The following is an 18,856-nucleotide window of genomic DNA, read 5'->3' on the forward strand; positions in this document are numbered from 1 at the left end:
CTCGAACCCGCGACCCCCGGCGTGACAGGCCGGTATTCTAACCGACTGAACTACCGCTGCGCGTCGGTGGAGGCTTTTCAGCTTCCATCTTGCTTTCGCAAGACTCTCAAGAAGTGGTGGGTGATGACGGGATCGAACCGCCGACATTCTGCTTGTAAGGCAGACGCTCTCCCAGCTGAGCTAATCACCCTTTGCTTCTCTGAGGCCGCGAAATTTACGCACCTAACGAAGCTAAGTCAATAGCAGGATTGAAGTTTTTCTGAAAAAGACAGAATCGTGTCATTCGGGGCAACGCCCCTGCCCTGTTACTCGCTGTAAATCATCTTCTTGGTCATGCCGCCATCGACCACAAACTCCTGGCCCGTGACGAATCCCGCATTCTTCGACAACAGCCAGGCAACCATCGCCGCCACATCCTCGACCGTCCCTACCCTGCCCGCAGGATGCTGCGCATGGTCGGCTTCGGTGAGGGGTTCGGCACGTCGCACCGCAGGGTCTCGCGCATCGATCCAGCCAGGGCTGACCGCGTTGACACGAATTTCCGGCCCGAGGCTGATCGCCAACGCGTGAGTCAGGGCCAGCAACCCGCCCTTGCTCGCCGCGTAAGCCTCGGTGTCGGGCTCTGACTGCCCGGCGCGGGTCGACGCCAGGTTGACGATCGCCCCGCTGTGAGCACGCAGGTACGGCGCACAGTGCTTGGCCAACAGCATCGGCCCGCTGAGATTCACCGCCAGCACTCGATTCCAGTACGCCAGATCGAGGCTTTCCAGGGTGATGTTGTGCGGATCGGCTACTGCCGCATTGCACACCAGCGCATCCAGCCGTCCGAATTGCCCCAGCACTTCGGCGACGCCCAACGCCACCTGCCCTTCGTTCGAGACGTCCATGGCGATGAACCAGGCGTTCTCACCCAGCACCTTCGCCACTTTCGAACCACGCACTCGATCCAGGTCCGTCAGCACCACCTGCCAGCCTTCGCTGATCAGCCAGGCCGCAATCCCCAGACCAATGCCCCGCGCTGCACCAGTCACCAGTGCAACGCGACCATTGGAACCGGTAGTCGGGATGGACAACTCGATCACAAGGCAGCCAACCCGCGCGCCAGATCAGCCTGCAGATCGGCCACGTCTTCCAGACCGACCGCAATGCGGATCAGACTGTCACGAATGCCTGCCGCTTCACGTTCCTGCGGCGCCAGACGGCCGTGGGAGGTGGTGCTCGGATGAGTGATGGTGGTCTTGCTGTCGCCGAGGTTGGCGGTGATCGAAATCAGCCGGGTCGCATCGATAAAGCGCCAGGCGCCTTCTTTGCCACCCTTGACCTCGAAACTCACCACGGCGCCGAAACCTTTCTGCTGACGCTGAGCCAACGCGTGCTGCGGGTGGCTTTTCAGGCCGGCGTAATGGACTTTCTCGATACCGTCCTGCTGCTCCAGCCACTCGGCCAGTTGCTGGGCATTGGCGCAATGAGCCTTCATGCGCAGGCTCAGCGTTTCCAGGCCCTTGAGGAAAATCCAGGCATTGAACGGGCTCAAGGTTGGCCCGGCGGTGCGCAGAAAACCGACCACTTCTTTCATCTGCTCGCTACGACCGGCCACCACGCCGCCCATGCAACGGCCCTGGCCGTCGATGAACTTGGTCGCCGAGTGCACGACAATGTCCGCACCCATCTTCAGCGGCTGCTGCAATGCAGGCGTGCAGAAGCAGTTGTCCACTACCAGCAGCGCGCCTTTGGCGTGAGCGATTTTCGACAACTCGGCGATATCCACCAGCTCGGCCAACGGGTTGGACGGTGACTCGACGAACAGCAATTTGGTATTGGCCTTGATTGCCGCATCCCAGCCGGACAGGTCCGCCAGAGGCACGTAATCGACTTCGATGCCGAAGCGCTTGAAGTACTTCTCGAACAGGCTGATGGTCGAACCGAACACGCTGCGCGATACCAGTACATGGTCGCCGGCGCTGCACAGGCTCATCACCACCGCCATGATCGCAGCCATGCCGGTGGCCGTGGCCACCGCTTGCTCAGCGCTTTCCAGCGCGGCAATGCGCTCTTCGAACGCGCGTACGGTCGGGTTGGTGTAACGCGAGTAAACGTTGCCCGGCACTTCCCCGGCAAAACGTGCGGCCGCATCGGCGGCGGTACGGAACACATAGCTGGAAGTGAAGAACATCGGATCACCGTGTTCGCCTTCCGGCGTACGGTGCTGACCGGCGCGTACGGCCAGGGTATCGAACGCTACGCCTTCGAGGTCGCTGTCCAGCCGACCGGCATCCCAATCCTGACTCATGCTGTCACTCCTTGCCTTGCTCTTTATTGGTAGATACAAAACCGGCCCCTCAGGGCCGGTAGTTACTCAGTTGTTGTACAGATCAATGATCGCGCTGACTGCCTGCGTCTTGACCTTGGAGGCATCGTTACGTGCCTGCTCGATCTTGTTCAGGTAAGCCTCGTCGACATCGCCAGTGACGTACTGGCCGTCGAACACCGCGCAATCGAACTTGTCGATCTTGATCTTGCCGCCACCCACCGCTTCGATCAAGTCAGGCAAGTCCTGATAGATCAGCCAGTCTGCGCCGATCAGATCCGCTACGTCCTGAGTCGAACGGTTGTGCGCGATCAGCTCGTGAGCGCTCGGCATGTCGATGCCGTAGACGTTCGGGTAGCGAACGGCCGGTGCCGCGGAGCAGAAATAGACGTTTTTGGCGCCGGCTTCGCGGGCCATCTGGATGATCTGCTTGCAAGTGGTGCCGCGAACGATCGAGTCGTCCACCAGCATCACGTTCTTGCCGCGGAACTCCAGCTCGATGGCGTTGAGCTTCTGGCGTACGGATTTTTTCCGCGCAGCCTGGCCTGGCATGATGAAGGTCCGGCCAATGTAGCGGTTCTTCACGAAGCCTTCCCGGAACTTCACGCCCAGGTGGTTCGCCAGCTCCAGGGCCGCAGTACGGCTGGTGTCCGGAATCGGGATGACCACATCAATGTCGTGCTCCGGACGCTCGCGCAGAATCTTCTCGGCGAGCTTCTCACCCATGCGCAGACGGGCTTTATAAACCGAGACGCCGTCAATAATTGAGTCCGGACGCGCCAGGTAGACGTGTTCGAAAATGCACGGGGTCAGGGACGGGTTGGTCGCGCACTGACGGGTGTGCAGCTTGCCGTCTTCAGTGATGTAGACCGCTTCGCCTGGCGCCAGGTCGCGAATCAGGGTGAAACCGAGCACGTCCAGGGACACGCTTTCGGAGGCGATCATGTACTCGACGCCTTCGTCGGTGTGACGCTGGCCGAAGACGATCGGACGGATGCCGTGCGGATCGCGGAAACCGACGATACCGTAGCCGGTCACCATCGCCACGACGGCGTAACCACCGACGCAACGGTTGTGCACGTCAGTCACGGCAGCGAACACGTCTTCTTCGGTCGGCTGCAACTTGCCGCGCTGGGCCAGTTCGTGCGCGAACACGTTGAGCAGCACTTCCGAATCGGAATTGGTGTTGACGTGGCGCAGGTCAGATTCGTAAATCTCCTTGGCCAGCTGTTCAACGTTGGTCAGGTTACCGTTGTGCGCCAGGGTGATGCCGTAAGGCGAGTTGACGTAGAACGGTTGAGCTTCGGCCGAGGTCGAGCTGCCTGCGGTCGGATAGCGCACATGGCCAATGCCCATGTGACCGACCAGGCGCTGCATGTGACGCTGATGGAACACGTCACGCACCAGGCCATTGTCCTTGCGCAGGAATAACCGGCCGTCATGGCTGGTCACGATACCGGCAGCGTCCTGGCCGCGGTGCTGGAGGACGGTTAGCGCGTCATACAGCGCCTGATTGACGTTCGACTTACCGACGATACCGACGATGCCACACATGCGACGCAACCCCTACTTAATGGATCTGAACTGAACACAACTCACTGAGGCGTTTTGGCCGTCGGCAAGAGGTGCTCCTTGAACGGTATTTCAGCGGGTACGCTGATACCGCTGGCAAGCCACTGACTGCTCCACCCGAGAATCAGGTTTTTGGACCAGTCTGCGACCAATAGAAATTTTGGCACGAGCTGCGACTGCTGCCACCACCCGTCCTGCTGTACCGGCCCCAGGCTCAACAGCCCGACCGCCACGACCACCAGCAACACGCCACGCGCGGCGCCAAAGGCCATGCCGAGGAATCGATCGGTCCCGGACAACCCGGTAACGCGAACCAATTCGCCGATAAGATAATTGATCATTGCGCCTACGATCAGCGTGGCGACAAACATTATTGCGCAGCCCGCGATCACGCGAGCCGATGGCGTTTCGATGTATCCGGCGAGGTACTCGGACAATGCACCACCGAACATCCAGGCGACGACTCCTGCGATGATCCAGGTCACCAGCGATAATGCTTCTTTGACGAAGCCGCGGCTCAGACTGATCAATGCGGAGATGGCGACGATTGCAACGATCGCCCAGTCAACCCAGGTAAATGGCACAGTGCAGCCTACAGACGGATAAGGCGGCGCATTTTAGCAGAGCCCATGCTTATCGGTAAGCTGCGATTGTCAGTGCATTTCAAATCGGGTCGATAGTTTTCAACCGCGCTCAGGCTGGAAACGCACCACAAAACCCTTGAGGTTCTGCTGACGGTTCAACAAATCACGCAGACGATCGGCTTCAGCACGCTCGATCAGCGGCCCGACGAATACCCGATTCTTGCCGTCAGCCGTGCGAATGTAGGCGTTGTAACCCTGGCTGCGCAGGGTTTTTTGCAGGTTTTCCGCACTGGCTCGGTTCGACAGGCTGGCCAGTTGCACCGACCAGCTCACCGACAGACCATTGGCGTCGACGCGGCTTTGAGTAGTATCCGGTTTACCCGGTGCGGCAGTAATTGGCTGGCTCGGCGCAGTCGTCGGCTTATTGACCGGAGCCGGTGCCGGAGGCGGCGTTACCGGTTTGGCGGCTGGCGCAGGCGCGACGGGTGCCGTCGGCGCGATTGGCATTGCTGGCTCTTCCTGCTGCGCGATGTCGTCATCACTCGGCACAGGTTCCTGCGGCAAGGCTTGCGGTTCAGGCACTGCCACCGGCTCAACCTGCACCTGCGGCACCGAAGGTGCCTGGGGTGCGGCCGGGGCGTCGACAGTGACCTGACGCTGCTCATCCTGGCGGGAAAACAGCATCGGCAGGAAAATCACTGCCAGTGCCACCAGCACCAGGGCGCCGACCATGCGCTGTTTGTAAGCCTTATCCAGCAATGCCATTTGCCGCTTCCTCCGTGGAGCGCCGGGACAGCCATTCAAGCGCCTCGGCAACACAATAAAATGATCCGAACAACAGAATCTCGTCGTCGCTCGTCGCCAGCGCGCACTGCCCTTCCAGGGCAGCGGCCACGCTGTCATAGGACGTTACTGAAGCACCAAGGTTCTGCAACACACCGTGCAAATCGGCGACCGGTCGCGCTCGCGGAGAATCCAGCGGCGCAACAGCCCAGTGCTGGACACTAGCATTCAATTCGCCGACAACACCATCCAGATCCTTGTCCGCCAGCAATCCAAACACCGCCAGGCGCTTGCCGGCTGGTGGTCGACTCGCCAAACGACGGGCCAGATACTCGGCGGCGTGGGGGTTATGCCCCACATCCAGCAACAGGTTCAGGCGCTTGCCTTGCCAGTCAAACTGGCGACGATCGAGACGACCGACCACCCGCGTGGCTTTCAGCGCAGCAATTATCTGCGCATCCACCCAAGGCAAACCGAGCAACAGATAAGCCTGCAACGCCAGCGCGGCGTTTTCCATCGGCAGGTCGAGCAACGGCAGATCATGCAACTCGACCACTCGCCCTTGAGCGTCAAGACCGCGCCACTGCCAGTTGTGATCGGTCACACCGAGATCAAAATCGCGCCCCCGCAGAAAAAACGGGCAAGCCAGCTCGCGCGCCTTGTCCAGCAGAGGTTGAGGAGGATTCAGATCGCCACAGAGCGCAGGCGCGCCCTGGCGGAAGATGCCGGCCTTTTCATAGGCCACGGATTCACGGGTGTCGCCCAGATAATCCGCGTGATCCACGCCGATGCTGGTCACCAGCGCCATGTCGGCATCCACCACGTTGACCGTATCCAGACGCCCGCCCAGACCGACTTCCAACACCACGGCATCCAGCGCCGACCGTTGAAACAGCCAGAACGCCGCCAGGGTGCCCATTTCGAAATAAGTCAGGGACGTATCGCCACGACCCGCCTCTACCGCAGCAAAGGCTTCGCACAGCTCGGCATCTGTCGCTTCGACGCCGTTGACCTGCACCCGCTCGTTGTAACGCAGCAGGTGCGGAGAATTGTAGACACCAACCTTCAGGCCCTGCGCCCGCAGCAACGACGCCACGAATGCGCAGGTTGAACCTTTGCCGTTGGTGCCGGTGACCGTAATCACCCGAGGCGCCGGCTTGCCCAGTCCCATGCGGGACGCTACCTGTTGCGAGCGTTCAAGGCCCATATCGATGGCCGAAGGGTGCAACTGCTCAAGGTAGGCGAGCCACTCGCCAAGGGTGCGTTGGGTCATATGTTTGCAGGCACCGGCGGCACGACGATCGGCTCGATCGGCGCGGCAACGAATTTCGGCGTCGGCTTGCCGGTCAATTGTGCCAGCAGGTTACCCAGACGCGGACGCAATTCCTGACGGTGAATGATCATGTCGATCGCACCGTGCTCCAGCAGGAATTCGCTGCGCTGGAAGCCTTCCGGCAGTTTTTCGCGAACGGTTTGCTCGATCACGCGCGGACCAGCGAAGCCGATCAGGGCTTTCGGCTCGCCGACGATCACGTCGCCGAGCATCGCCAGGCTGGCGGAAACGCCGCCATAGACCGGATCGGTCAGCACGGAGATGAACGGAATACCTTCTTCACGCAGACGCGCCAGCACCGCAGAGGTTTTGGCCATTTGCATCAGGGAAATCAGGGCTTCCTGCATCCGCGCACCACCGGAAGCAGCGAAGCAGATCATCGGGCATTTGTTTTCCAGGGCGTAGTTGGCGGCGCGTACGAAGCGCTCACCGACGATCGCACCCATGGAACCGCCCATGAAGGAGAATTCGAAGGCCGAAACCACCACCGGCATGCCCAGCAAGGTGCCACTCATGGAGATCAGCGCGTCTTTCTCGCCGGTCTGCTTTTGTGCAGCGGTCAGGCGATCCTTGTACTTCTTGCCGTCACGGAATTTCAGACGGTCGACCGGCTCCAGGTCCGCACCCAGTTCACTGCGGCCTTCGGCGTCGAGGAAGATGTCGATACGGGCGCGGGCGCCGATACGCATGTGATGGTTGCACTTGGGGCAAACGTCCAGGGTCTTTTCCAGCTCCGGACGATACAGCACAGCCTCGCAAGACGGGCATTTGTGCCACAGACCTTCAGGCACCGAGCTCTTCTTGACCTCGGAACGCATGATCGAAGGGATCAGTTTGTCTACTAACCAGTTGCTCATGCTTTCTTTCTCCAGTACCGGCGGCCCGAACGCTCTGGTTCGCAGCCCCGCGTATGCCCTTGAGCTAAATTCATGTGTGTGGCGATGATCGGAGGGTGGCCGGGTCAGTGAAGCGTGACCTGCGTACAACCCATCAATCCTCAGCCGTGCCTGCTTTGTGCAGCGCAGTGCATTTTGGGACGGCGGCAGTCTGCCAGCCGTCACATCAACTACGTGCTACTGCGTACAGCCTTGATAAATGCCTGAATCTTTGCGTGATCCTTGATGCCCTTGCTCGCCTCAACCCCACCACTGACGTCCACGGCGTAAGGACGGACCCGGGCAACCGCCTCGGCGACATTCTCTGGAGTCAGGCCACCCGCGAGGATGATCGGTTTGCTCAAACCCTGCGGTATCAGAGACCAGTCGAACGCTTCGCCGGTTCCGCCGGGCACGCCTTCAACGTAGGCGTCGAGCAGGATACCGCTGGCACTTGGAAACGCATCGCATGCCGCCGCGATATCGTCACCGGCCTTGACCCGCAGCGCCTTGATGTACGGTCGATGCCAGCCTTCACAGTCGGCAGCGGTTTCGTCGCCATGGAACTGCAGCAAGTCCAGCGGTACGGCGTCGAGCAGTTCGCCCAACTCGCAACGGCTGGCATTGACGAACAAACCCACGGTAGTCACGAACGGCGGCAGCGCCTTGATGATGTCGCGTGCCTGCTGAAACGTTACGGCCCGTGGGCTCTTGGCGTAAAACACAAACCCGATCGCATCGGCCCCGGCCTCGACTGCCGCCAACGCATCTTCTATGCGGGTAATCCCGCAAATCTTGCTGCGAACGGCTGACATGTCGATAAAAACCTCAGGGCAAATCCGGGAAAGTCCCGGATGGTAACAAATGCGTTCGAGGGCGTCAGCCGTCAAGTTCGGCGAAACCGGTCAGGAAGTGTGGGCCAATGTAACGCTCGGGCAATTCGAACTCATCGCGATACTCGACCTGCACCAGGTACAAACCAAAGGGATGGGCCGTCACCCCGCCGGAACGACGAATACGGCTCTCCAGCACCTCTTTCATCCACTCCACCGGACGCTCGCCGGCACCAATGGTCATCAGCACGCCGGCAATGTTGCGCACCATGTGGTGCAGGAACGCGCTCGCGCGAATATCCAGCACGATCATCTTGCCGTGGCGCGTGACGCGCAGGTGATGCAATTCCTTGATCGGCGACTTGGCCTGGCACTGACCCGCGCGAAAAGCGCTGAAGTCGTGGGTGCCAACCAGGTATTGCGCGGCCTCGGCCATGCGTTCGACGTCGAGGGGGCGGTGATTCCAGGTGATTTCTTCGTTCAGGTGCGCCGGGCGAATCTGATCGTTGTAGATCACGTAGCGATAACGCCGGGCGATAGCCTTGAAGCGCGCATGGAAATGCCCCGGCATGACCTTGGCCCAACTGACGCTGACGTCGTGTGGCAAGTTGATGTTGGCGCCCATGACCCAGGCTTTCATCGACCGCTCGACCTGCGTGTCAAAATGCACCACCTGTCCGCAAGCATGCACGCCAGCGTCGGTGCGCCCGGCGCAGAGCAGCGACACGGGTGAATCGGCGACTTTGGACAAGGCGTTTTCCAGGGTTTCCTGCACCGTGAGCACGCCGGAGGCCTGACGCTGCCAGCCGCGATAGCGCGAGCCTTTGTATTCAACGCCCAACGCGATGCGGAAAAAGCCGTCGGCCACCATTTCGGCGGCCGGGTTATCTATATTTGCCAAGGAGTGACAACCTGCTGATCTGCGCAAAGGCGGGCATTATAAGGCCGCCGGACGGGGAAGCCAGTACAACAGAAGGTGCAATGCTGAATGTCAGGGCCTCTTCGCGGGCCTGCCCGCTCCCACAGGGTTTTGCGCAGGTCACATAATCTTTGCCCCCCTCCGAGACCGCGAAGGTGTCCAAACAGGCACCCTCCCATCTCGCAGAAACAAAAACGGCAGCCGAGAGGGGCTGCCGTTTTGTTTACTGCTTACCGATCAATCAAGCCAGACGCGAAAGCATTTCCTTGGCTTCGCTCTTCTGACCCGCATCACCCTCGGTCACAACCTCGTTGAGAATGTCGCGTGCGCCGTCGGCGTCGCCCATGTCGATGTAAGCCTGGGCCAGGTCGAGTTTGGTGGCGACTTCGTCGGTGCCGGAGAGGAAATCGAATTCCGGCTCGTCAGCGGCGGAGGCCAATGCGTCTTCCGCAGTGAAGGTCGGCTCGCTGATGCTCTGGGACAGACGATCCAGCTCGGCGTTGACGTCATCCAGTTCAGCCGCGAAGGCGTCCGGAGCATCCATTTCATCGGCCAGTGACAGATCGAAATCCGCCGGCAACTCCAGATCATCCAGCGCCACCTCAGGAACGACCGGCGCTTCAGCGGCAGGCAGATCCTTGACGTCGTCATCCAGGCTCAACAGGAAATCGTCTTCAGCGAGGGTCGCCGGCGACGCATCGCCACCGAGGTCCATGTCCAGATCGAAGTCCGACAGGTCGTCGAGGTTTTCCTTGATTTCAGTCTGTTGCTGCAACACCGATTCAAAGCTCAAGTCGTCGTCCAGCGGGAATTCATCCAGCTCGGCCAAGGCCTCTGGCGAAGGCGTCGGCTCAGGTGCAACCACCGCGGGGGAGGCGTTTTCCAGATCATCCAGGCTCAGATCAAACGCGCTGTCGAAGTCGTCATCGGCCAGCGCCGGTGCCGGTGCTTCGGGCTCGTCCATCAACAGGTCCTTGACGTATTGGGCGTCCAGTTCGGCAGCGACGGCCGCAGCAGCCAGACCACCCGCCACGACGACCGCCATGGCCGGGAATCGGCTTTTCAGTTCTTCGACACGGGCGAAGTTTTCGCCGTTGGCCACGAGCTGACGCTCCTGGGCCACGAATGCATCGCGGTCGCCCTGCTGACCGTAGACTTCCATGAGCTTCAGACGCAGGTCACTGCGCTGAGGTTCTTGCTTGATGCCGTCTTCCAGCAACGCAGCAGCCTGATTCAGGCGACCGGCGGCCATGTGCGACTGCGCCTTGGTCAGCACGTCGTCATCACGATCAGCAGCAGGTGCGACCAGTGGCGCGGCGATCGGTGGCGTGACCACCACTGGCGCAATGACCGGAGCCGGAGCGGGTGCCGGGGTCGGCGCTGGCGCAGGGGTAGGTGCAGTCGCGAGTTTGACACTCGGCGGCGGCACTTCCAGGCCTTCGAAGCTGCTTTCAGGCAAGTCCAGTTCAGCTGAGAACTCCTGCTCCTCGGACAAGGCACGGGCCATGCGCAGGTGTTTCTCGGCTTCTTGCTGAGCTTTGCGGCGACGGGCCAGCAACAGCAGCAACAGCAGCAGAACCACCGCCCCGCCGCCGACCAGCCCCAGCAGCACCGGATTGGTCAGCAGGTCGTTGAATTTCTGATCGTCGGACGCGGCAGGCGTCGGCTCGACAGGTGCTTCGACCGGGGCAGGCGCTGCCTCGGGGGCCGCCGCCACCGGGGCTGGCGTTTCGGGCGCAGGGCTTGGCGTCAATTCGGCCGAGATGACTGGCGCCGGGGCCGTCGCGACAGTCGCCGCCGGGGCACCTGCGGCGCCTTCAGCCTGCAACTTGGCCAGTTGATTGTTCTTCAGCTCGATCAGGCGCTGCAGCTTGTCCAGCTGACTTTGCAGATCGTTCATGCGGCTTTTCAGTTCAGCGTTGTCACGACGGCTCGTGTCGAGGCTTTCCTGGGTCACCGCCAGCTTGTTGCTCAAGGCCTTCGCATCACCGGCAGCACCTTTGCCACCGGCCTTGCCAGACTCGGCAGACACCAGGCTCAGATTGTCCTTGGCGGGGCGCACAGGGGCGCCTTCGCCACGAGCGCGTTTGGTCGCGTCGAGTTGCTGCTGCCCCGTTCCAGGTTTCGCTACATAGCGACGACCCTGACGCCACGCAGTGTTCTGCGCGGCGACTTCAGCAATGGCTTTGGGTTGCGGCACGCTGGTGGCTTGCGCCTGATCCGGCAGGCGCAGCACCTGACCGGTTTTCAGCAGGTTGATGTTGCCGTTGATGAAGGCATCCGGGTTCAACGCCTGGATGGCCAGCATGGTTTGCTGAACCGAGCCGCCATTACGCGCCTTCGCGGCGATTTCCCACAGGGTATCGCGCGGCGTGGTGGTGTATTGGGTCGGTTTGGAGGCGCCGGTCACCGGTGCAGTGACGGTCGGAGTCGGTGCCGGTTGCGCAGCCGCTTCAGCGGTTTGCGGCGAGAATTTGGACGGATCGAGCAGCACGCTGTAATCGCGCAGCAGGCGACCGTTGGGCCACATCACCTGAACCAGGAATTTCACCATCGGTTCGGACAGCGGCTTGCTGGAGGTCACACGCAGGACGCTTTTGCCACTGGCGTTGAGCACCGGGGTGAAACTCAGGTCATTCAGGAACGCCTGGCGGTCGACACCGGCCTTGGCGAAATCTTCGGGCGACGCCAGGCTCGGCACCACTTCGGCAGCGGTGAGCTCCTTGACGTCGAGCAATTCGATTTCCGCCACCAGCGGCTGGTTCAGCGACGACTTCAGGGTCAATTCCCCGAGCCCGAGCGCATGCGCCATACCGGAGGACAGCGCCGAGGCGGCCGCTATTGCTAACACCAGTTTGCGAACTTGAACCATAGCCTCATCCTTTGTTTGAACATTCCTCGGCCAGCGAGAAGGTGTTGATAGTCGCTGCCGTAAGGCATTGCGCGCGGCGGCGAAGAGTCGTCGCGCGCGATCATTTCTTTCATGCCCCGGAAAGCCTCGCAGGGTGGCTTGCCTTCAGCAATCCGGCCGAGCATGACGCCCAGCCAGAATCATTCTGCAAATTGTTGCCAAGTATCTTTTACAGCAGGTCTTTTATCAACAATTCAGCCACCTGCACAGCATTGAGCGCCGCGCCTTTGCGTACGTTATCTGACGTCAGCCACAAATTAAGTTCAGACGGGTCGTCGATTCCTGCGCGAACCCGACCGACGTAGACCACGTCCTGCCCTACCGCATCACCGACCGCAGTCGGGTAATCGCCGGCTTCCACCAGTTCGACACCCGGAGCATCTTCGAGCGCCGCGTTGATTTTTACCAGGTCCACAGCGCTTGCAGACTGCAGGGTCACGTTAAAGCTATCGCCAAAAAACACCGGGGCTTGAATACAAGTGACGGAAATCTTTAATAAAGGCAACGCCATGACCTGACGCAGTTCCCGCACTAGACGTTTTTCCAGCAGCGTATGGCCGTTCTCATCCGGCTTGCCGACTTGCGCCAGCAGGTTGAAGGCCATCTGCCGATCGAAAAAAGTCGGCTCCAGCGGACGCACGTTGAGCAGTTCGGCGGTTTGCCGGGCCAGTTCCGTAACGGCTTCGCGGCCCTGGGCAGAAACGGCCAGACTGGCGGTCACATTGACACGCTGCAGATCGAGCAAGCCGAGCAACGGTGCGAGCACCACGGCCAACGTGGTGGCCGACGGACTTGGGCTGCTGACCTGGAAAGGCTTTTTCAGGCCGGCCAGAACCTGAGCATTGGCTTCCGGCACCACTTGCGGCGCCTGATTGGCCGGCAAGGCGCCGGACAGATCGATCAGCGAGCAACCGGCGGCGGTGGCGCGCGAGGCGAAACTCAAGGTCACCGCCGGACCTGCGGCAAAGAACACCAGCTGTACTTTGCTGAAGTCGAACTCATCGACTTCCCGCACCCGCACGTTCTTGCCGCGAAACGGCACCGAATGACCGGCGGACTCACTGCTGGCCAGCAAATGCAGATTGCCAACCGGAAAGTCGCGCTCTTCGAGAATCTGCACGAGCGTTTCGCCGACAGTACCGGTGGCGCCGATCACGGCAATATCAAAGGACTGGCTCATGGTTCTACCTCTGGCGAAACGGGGGGAGCGGCACTTTACCGGGTGGTGGGCATGCAGGCAATTATGTGGCGCCTATACCGGCCTCATCGCGGGCAAGCCCGCCCCCACATGGTTTGTGTCGTGCCAAAATTCGGGAGCAACACAAAACCTGTGGGAGCGGGCTTGCCCGCGATGGCGGCGGCCCAGACACCCAACAATCCTCAGACTGTTGCGCATAAAAAACCCGCGCCCCTTTCAAGGCACGGGTTCTTTCATTGCTTCAATCGATCAACGCTCAAGCAGAATCCGCAGCATGCGACGCAGCGGTTCGGCCGCGCCCCACAACAGCTGGTCGCCGACGGTGAACGCGCCGACGAACTGCGACCCCATGTTCAGCTTGCGCAGACGGCCAACCGGAACATTCAGGGTGCCGGTAACCTTGGTCGGGCTCAGCTCCTGCATGCTGATTTCGCGGTTGTTCGGCACCAGTTTGACCCAAGGGTTGTGCTGGCTGATCAGCCCTTCGATGTCGGCGATCGGCACATCTTTGTTCAGCTTGATGGTCAGCGCCTGGCTGTGGCAGCGCATGGCGCCGATGCGCACACAGATGCCATCGACCGGGATCGGGCTCTTGAAGCGACCGAGGATCTTGTTGGTCTCGGCCTGGGCTTTCCACTCTTCGCGGCTCTGACCGTTCGGCAGTTCCTTGTCGATCCACGGGATCAGGCTGCCGGCCAGCGGTACGCCGAAGTGTTCGGTCGGGTACGCGTCGCTGCGCATGGCTTCGGCCACACGACGATCGATGTCGAGGATCGCACTGGCCGGGTCGGCCAGTTGATCAGCAACAGCGGCGTGGGTTACGCCCATTTGTTTGATCAGTTCACGCATGTGCTGCGCGCCGCCACCGGAGGCCGCCTGATAAGTCATGGCGCTCATCCACTCGACCAGACCGGCCTCGAACAGACCACCCAGGCCCATCAGCATCAGGCTGACGGTGCAGTTGCCGCCGATGTAGTTCTTGGTGCCCGCGTCGAGCTGCTGGTCGATGACCTTGCGGTTGACCGGGTCCAGCACGATCACCGCATCATCCTGCATGCGCAGGCTGGAAGCGGCGTCGATCCAGTAACCCTGCCAGCCGGCTTCGCGCAGCTTCGGGAAGACTTCGCTGGTGTAGTCGCCACCCTGGCAGGTCAGAATCACGTCGAGGGTTTTCAGCTCTTCAATGCTGTAAGCGTCCTTGAGCGGAGCAATGTCCTTGCCCACGGACGGGCCTTGGCCACCGACATTCGAAGTGGTGAAAAACACCGGCTCGATAAGATCGAAATCCTGCTCTTCCAGCATCCGCTGCATGAGCACGGAACCGACCATACCGCGCCAACCGATCAGACCTACACGTTTCATCGCAACTACACCTTCTTGAAAAGTGGGCCGCTGCTTTCGAAGTGGAAAGTGGCAGCGGGCCCGAGAGATTACAGATTCCGCAGCGCGGCGACTACTGCGTCACCCATTTCCTGCGTACCGACTTTAGTGCAACCGGTCGACCAGATGTCGCCCGTACGCAGGCCTTGGTCCAGAACCAGACTGACGGCTTTCTCGATCGCATCTGCCGCGCCTTGCTGGTTGAAGCTGTAGCGCAACATCATCGACACCGACAAAATGGTCGCCAGCGGGTTGGCAATGCCTTTACCCGCAATGTCCGGCGCCGAACCGTGGCATGGCTCGTACATGCCCTTGTTATTGGTGTCCAGGGACGCCGACGGCAGCATGCCGATGGAACCGGTGAGCATCGACGCCTGGTCGGACAGGATGTCACCAAACAGGTTGTCGGTGACGATCACGTCGAACTGCTTCGGTGCACGCACCAGTTGCATGGCGGCGTTGTCGACGTACATGTGGCTCAGTTCGACTTCCGGGTAATCCTTGGCCACTTCTTCGACGATTTCACGCCACAACTGGCTGGAAGCCAGGACGTTGGCCTTGTCCACCGAGCACAGCTTCTTGCCACGCACCATGGCCATGTCGAAACCGACACGGGCGATGCGGCGGATTTCGCTTTCGCTGTACGGCAGCGTGTCATAGGACTGGCGCTCGCCGTTTTCCAGGATGCGGGTGCCGCGTGGCGCGCCGAAGTAGATACCGCCGGTCAGTTCGCGAACGATCAGGATGTCCAGACCGGAAACGATGTCGGCTTTCAGGCTGGAAGCCTCGGCCAGTTGCGGGTACAGGATCGCCGGACGCAGGTTGCCGAACAGGCCCAGTTGCGCACGAATTTTCAGCAGGCCGCGTTCAGGACGGATGTCACGCTCGATGGTGTCCCATTTCGGGCCGCCCACGGCGCCCAACAGAACGGCGTCGGCCGCGCGGGCACGCTCCAGGGTTTCGTCGGCCAGCGGCACGCCATGCTTGTCGATGGCCGCGCCGCCGATCACGTCGTGGCTCAGTTCGAAGTCCAGGTTGTACTTGTCGTTGGCCAGTTCCAGCACCTTGACCGCTTCGGCCATGATTTCCGGACCAATACCATCACCTGGGAGAATCAGAATCTGCTTGCTCATGCGTTCCTCATGTCATCAGTCGGTGCGCCCTTGGGCACCCCCGGAAAAATTCTATTGCTCGGCGCTTATGGTTCCGAGCTTATCGTTCAGCCATCAGCACCAGCACATCGGTACTGAACGAACCATCGGCTTCAATCTCAAAATATTCGCGTACTTCGTTGCCCATCGATTGCTGCAATTCGAGGATCGCGGCGCGCATCACCTGCGGTGTGCGCATGCGCTCGACCCAGCTGTTGTACTCCAGACGCAGGCGTTGACGCGTGGTGCTGCGCGTGTGCAGCCCCGCCTCACTGACCTGACGCAACCACTCGCCGGCGGAATAATCGCGCACATGGCTGGTGTCGCGCAGCACTTCGACGCTTTGCAGGTAAGTGTCGAACAACGGGCTGCCCGGTGACAACACGTCGACGAACGCCGCCACGCCGCCCGGCTTCAGCACCCGACGCACTTCGCGCAGGGCCAGGCCGAGATCGCTCCAATGGTGCGCCGAATAACGGCTGAACACGAAGTCGAATTCGCCATCGGCGAACGGCAGGCGTTCGGCGGCACCGAGGACCGTGGTCACATTACTCAAACCCCGATCAACGGCTGCGGCGGCGACCACGTCGAGCATCTGCTGCGACAAGTCGTACGCCACCACTTCCTTGACCAGCGACGCCACGTGAAAACTCACGTGACCGGCGCCGCAACCCAGGTCCAGCACCCGGGCATCGCCCTGCCCGGCCAGCTCAGCCTGTAGCAGCGCAAATTCGGTGCCTTGAGCATGGACAGCGCTGCTCAGGTAGGCCGAGGCCTGTTCGCCGAATTGCTTTTGTACGACTTGGCTGTGGGCGGTGCTGGTCATCGTGATGTCCTGATATTTGTGTTGTCTGGGCTGCCGTTATCGCGAGCAGGCTCGCGATGAGGCCGGCACTACCTACCGAGAATCAAACGTCGCGAAACAACCACGGCTGGCTCGCCCGGTGCTTGCTTTCAAACGATGCGATCGCCTCGTGATCCATCAATGTCAGACCAATATCGTCGAGGCCATTGACCAGGCAATGCTTGCGGAACTCGTCCAATTCAAAGCTATAAGTCTTGCCGTCCGGCCGGGTCACGGTCTGGGCTTGCAGGTCGACCGTCAACTGGTAACCCAGATTGGCTTCAACCTGCTGGAACAGCTCATCCACTTCAGCGTCGCTCAAGATGATCGGCAGCAAGCCGTTCTTGAAGCTGTTGTTGTAGAAGATGTCGGCATAGCTCGGCGCAATGATGCTGCGGAAACCGTACTCTTCCAGCGCCCAGGGCGCGTGCTCGCGGCTGGAGCCGCAACCGAAGTTCTCGCGGGCCAACAATACGCTGGCGCCCTGATAGCGCTCGGCGTTGAGGACGAAATCCTTGTTCAGCGGACGCTTGGAGTTGTCCTGGTAGGCATAGCCCACGTCCAGGTAGCGCCATTCGTCAAACAGGTTCGGGCCAAAACCGGTGCGCTTGATCGACTTCAAGAACTGCTTCGGAATGATCTGGTCGGTGTCGACGTTGGCACGATCCAATGGCGCGACCAGGCCGGTGTGTTGGGTAAAAGCTCTCATGTGCGGTTCCTCAGATCAGTTCGCGAACGTCGATGAAACGACCGTTGACGGCAGCCGCCGCGGCCATGGCCGGGCTGACCAGGTGCGTACGGCCACCGGCGCCCTGACGCCCTTCGAAGTTGCGGTTGGAGGTCGATGCGCAGTGTTCACCCGACTCCAAACGGTCCGGGTTCATCGCCAGGCACATCGAGCAACCCGGCTCACGCCACTCGAAACCGGCTTCGAGGAAAATCTTGTCCAGGCCTTCGGCCTCGGCTTGCGCCTTCACCAGGCCCGAGCCCGGCACCACGATGGCTTGTTTGATGGTCGAAGCCACTTTGCGGCCCTTGGCGATCACTGCCGCAGCGCGCAGATCTTCGATCCGCGAGTTGGTGCAGGAGCCAATGAATACGCGGTCCAGCTGAATGTCGGTGATCGCCTGATTGGCGGTCAAACCCATGTACTTCAAGGCGCGTTCGATGGAACCGCGTTTGACCAGATCCATTTCCTTCGCCGGGTCCGGCACGTTCTGATCGACTGCCAAAACCATCTCGGGCGAAGTGCCCCAGCTGACTTGCGGTTTGATCTGGGTCGCGTCGAGTTCAACGATGGTGTCGAACTTCGCATCCTTGTCAGACACCAGATCTTTCCACGCTTCGACCGCCTGATCCCATTCCGCGCCCTTCGGGGCAAATGGACGGCCTTTCACGTACGCCACGGTTTTTTCATCCGCCGCTACCAGACCTACGCGAGCGCCGGCCTCGATGGACATGTTGCAGATGGTCATGCGGCCTTCGATAGACAAATCGCGAATGGCGCTGCCTGCAAACTCGATGGCGTGACCATTACCGCCGGCGGTGCCAATCTTGCCGATGACCGCAAGCACGATGTCCTTGGCCGTTACGCCGAACGGCAATTTGCCTTCGACCGACACCAACATATTCTTCATTTTCTTGGCGACCAGGCACTGCGTGGCGAACACGTGTTCGACCTCGGAAGTGCCGATGCCGTGGGCCAGGGCGCCGAACGCGCCGTGGGTCGAGGTGTGCGAGTCGCCGCAGACCACGGTCATGCCCGGCAAGGTGGCACCCTGCTCCGGACCGATCACGTGAACGATACCCTGACGCACGTCATTCATTTTGAATTCGGTGATGCCATATTCGTCGCAGTAGTCATCGAGGGTCTGAACCTGCAAACGCGAAACCTGATCGGTAATCGCTTCGATGCCGCCCTTGCGATCCGGCGTGGTCGGTACGTTGTGGTCCGGCGTGGCAATGATCGAGTCGACGCGCCAAGGCTTGCGCCCGGCCAGACGCAGGCCTTCGAAAGCTTGGGGCGAAGTCACTTCATGGATGATGTGGCGGTCGATATAGATCAGCGACGACCCATCGTCGCGCCGTTTCACTTCATGGGAATCCCAAAGCTTGTCGTAAAGCGTTTTGCCGGCCATCAGACGGTCCTCATCAGCTTGTTTCTA

General features: G+C 60.7%; 16 protein-coding genes and 1 tRNA gene. All 17 read right to left on the bottom strand.

The window, feature by feature from the left end:
* Positions 1-114 precede the first annotated feature (114 nt).
* The 17 genes from Q7W83_RS16585 to leuC all read right to left on the bottom strand — a co-directional run bounded on the left by Q7W83_RS16585 (position 115) and on the right by leuC (position 18,829).
* Positions 115-190 (bottom strand) — tRNA-Val (locus tag Q7W83_RS16585).
* Positions 191-305: 115 nt separating this feature from the next.
* Positions 306-1,082: an SDR family oxidoreductase gene (locus Q7W83_RS16590; RefSeq protein WP_150637402.1), complete on the bottom strand. Its 777-nt coding sequence runs from the start codon at positions 1,080-1,082 to the stop codon at positions 306-308.
* Positions 1,079-2,290: an O-succinylhomoserine sulfhydrylase gene (locus tag Q7W83_RS16595; protein WP_150632464.1), complete on the bottom strand. Its 1,212-nt coding sequence runs from the start codon at positions 2,288-2,290 to the stop codon at positions 1,079-1,081. Before Q7W83_RS16595 ends, Q7W83_RS16590 begins: the two co-directional genes overlap by 4 nt.
* 66 nt (positions 2,291-2,356) lie before the next feature.
* Positions 2,357-3,862 carry an amidophosphoribosyltransferase gene (gene purF / locus Q7W83_RS16600; RefSeq protein ID WP_046026886.1) on the bottom strand — a complete coding sequence of 502 codons (1,506 nt, stop codon included), beginning with the start codon at positions 3,860-3,862 and terminating at the stop codon, positions 2,357-2,359.
* 41 nt (positions 3,863-3,903) lie between these two features.
* The gene (locus tag Q7W83_RS16605; RefSeq protein WP_150632465.1) at positions 3,904-4,464 is read right to left on the bottom strand and encodes a CvpA family protein; all 561 of its coding nucleotides are present in this window, start codon (positions 4,462-4,464) and stop codon (positions 3,904-3,906) included.
* 99 nt (positions 4,465-4,563) lie between these two features.
* The gene (locus Q7W83_RS16610; protein ID WP_150654186.1) at positions 4,564-5,229 is read right to left on the bottom strand and encodes an SPOR domain-containing protein; all 666 of its coding nucleotides are present in this window, start codon (positions 5,227-5,229) and stop codon (positions 4,564-4,566) included.
* Complete coding sequence (folC, locus tag Q7W83_RS16615) at positions 5,213-6,520, bottom strand: bifunctional tetrahydrofolate synthase/dihydrofolate synthase (protein WP_150632467.1); 1,308 nt, start codon at positions 6,518-6,520, stop codon at positions 5,213-5,215. The genes Q7W83_RS16610 and folC overlap by 17 nt, the downstream gene beginning before the upstream one ends.
* Positions 6,517-7,437 carry an acetyl-CoA carboxylase, carboxyltransferase subunit beta gene (gene accD / locus Q7W83_RS16620; protein ID WP_008028281.1) on the bottom strand — a complete coding sequence of 307 codons (921 nt, stop codon included), beginning with the start codon at positions 7,435-7,437 and terminating at the stop codon, positions 6,517-6,519. Before accD ends, folC begins: the two co-directional genes overlap by 4 nt.
* Positions 7,438-7,646: 209 nt before the next feature.
* Complete coding sequence (locus tag Q7W83_RS16625) at positions 7,647-8,270, bottom strand: phosphoribosylanthranilate isomerase (protein WP_150632468.1); 624 nt, start codon at positions 8,268-8,270, stop codon at positions 7,647-7,649.
* A gap of 64 nt (positions 8,271-8,334) precedes the next feature.
* Positions 8,335-9,159, bottom strand: coding sequence for a tRNA pseudouridine(38-40) synthase TruA (gene truA / locus Q7W83_RS16630; protein WP_150632502.1), 825 nt, complete (start codon positions 9,157-9,159; stop codon positions 8,335-8,337).
* Positions 9,160-9,448: 289 nt separating this feature from the next.
* Complete coding sequence (locus Q7W83_RS16635) at positions 9,449-12,079, bottom strand: FimV/HubP family polar landmark protein (protein ID WP_473656364.1); 2,631 nt, start codon at positions 12,077-12,079, stop codon at positions 9,449-9,451.
* Between the two features lie 208 nt (positions 12,080-12,287).
* The gene (locus Q7W83_RS16640; RefSeq protein ID WP_458377213.1) at positions 12,288-13,298 is read right to left on the bottom strand and encodes an aspartate-semialdehyde dehydrogenase; all 1,011 of its coding nucleotides are present in this window, start codon (positions 13,296-13,298) and stop codon (positions 12,288-12,290) included.
* 267 nt (positions 13,299-13,565) lie between these two features.
* Positions 13,566-14,678 carry an aspartate-semialdehyde dehydrogenase gene (asd, locus tag Q7W83_RS16645; RefSeq protein ID WP_150632471.1) on the bottom strand — a complete coding sequence of 371 codons (1,113 nt, stop codon included), beginning with the start codon at positions 14,676-14,678 and terminating at the stop codon, positions 13,566-13,568.
* Positions 14,679-14,746: 68 nt separating this feature from the next.
* A complete protein-coding gene (gene leuB / locus Q7W83_RS16650) occupies positions 14,747-15,829 on the bottom strand; it encodes a 3-isopropylmalate dehydrogenase (protein WP_150632472.1) in 1,083 nt (360 codons plus the stop codon).
* A 79-nt stretch (positions 15,830-15,908) separates the two neighbouring features.
* Complete coding sequence (locus Q7W83_RS16655) at positions 15,909-16,673, bottom strand: class I SAM-dependent methyltransferase (protein WP_150637404.1); 765 nt, start codon at positions 16,671-16,673, stop codon at positions 15,909-15,911.
* Between the two features lie 82 nt (positions 16,674-16,755).
* The gene (leuD, locus tag Q7W83_RS16660) at positions 16,756-17,400 is read right to left on the bottom strand and encodes a 3-isopropylmalate dehydratase small subunit (protein WP_473656365.1); all 645 of its coding nucleotides are present in this window, start codon (positions 17,398-17,400) and stop codon (positions 16,756-16,758) included.
* Between the two features lie 10 nt (positions 17,401-17,410).
* Positions 17,411-18,829, bottom strand: coding sequence for a 3-isopropylmalate dehydratase large subunit (gene leuC / locus Q7W83_RS16665; RefSeq protein ID WP_473656366.1), 1,419 nt, complete (start codon positions 18,827-18,829; stop codon positions 17,411-17,413).
* Positions 18,830-18,856: the final 27 nt, after the last annotated feature.

The sequence above is a fragment of the Pseudomonas sp. 300 genome (genome assembly GCF_055803035.1).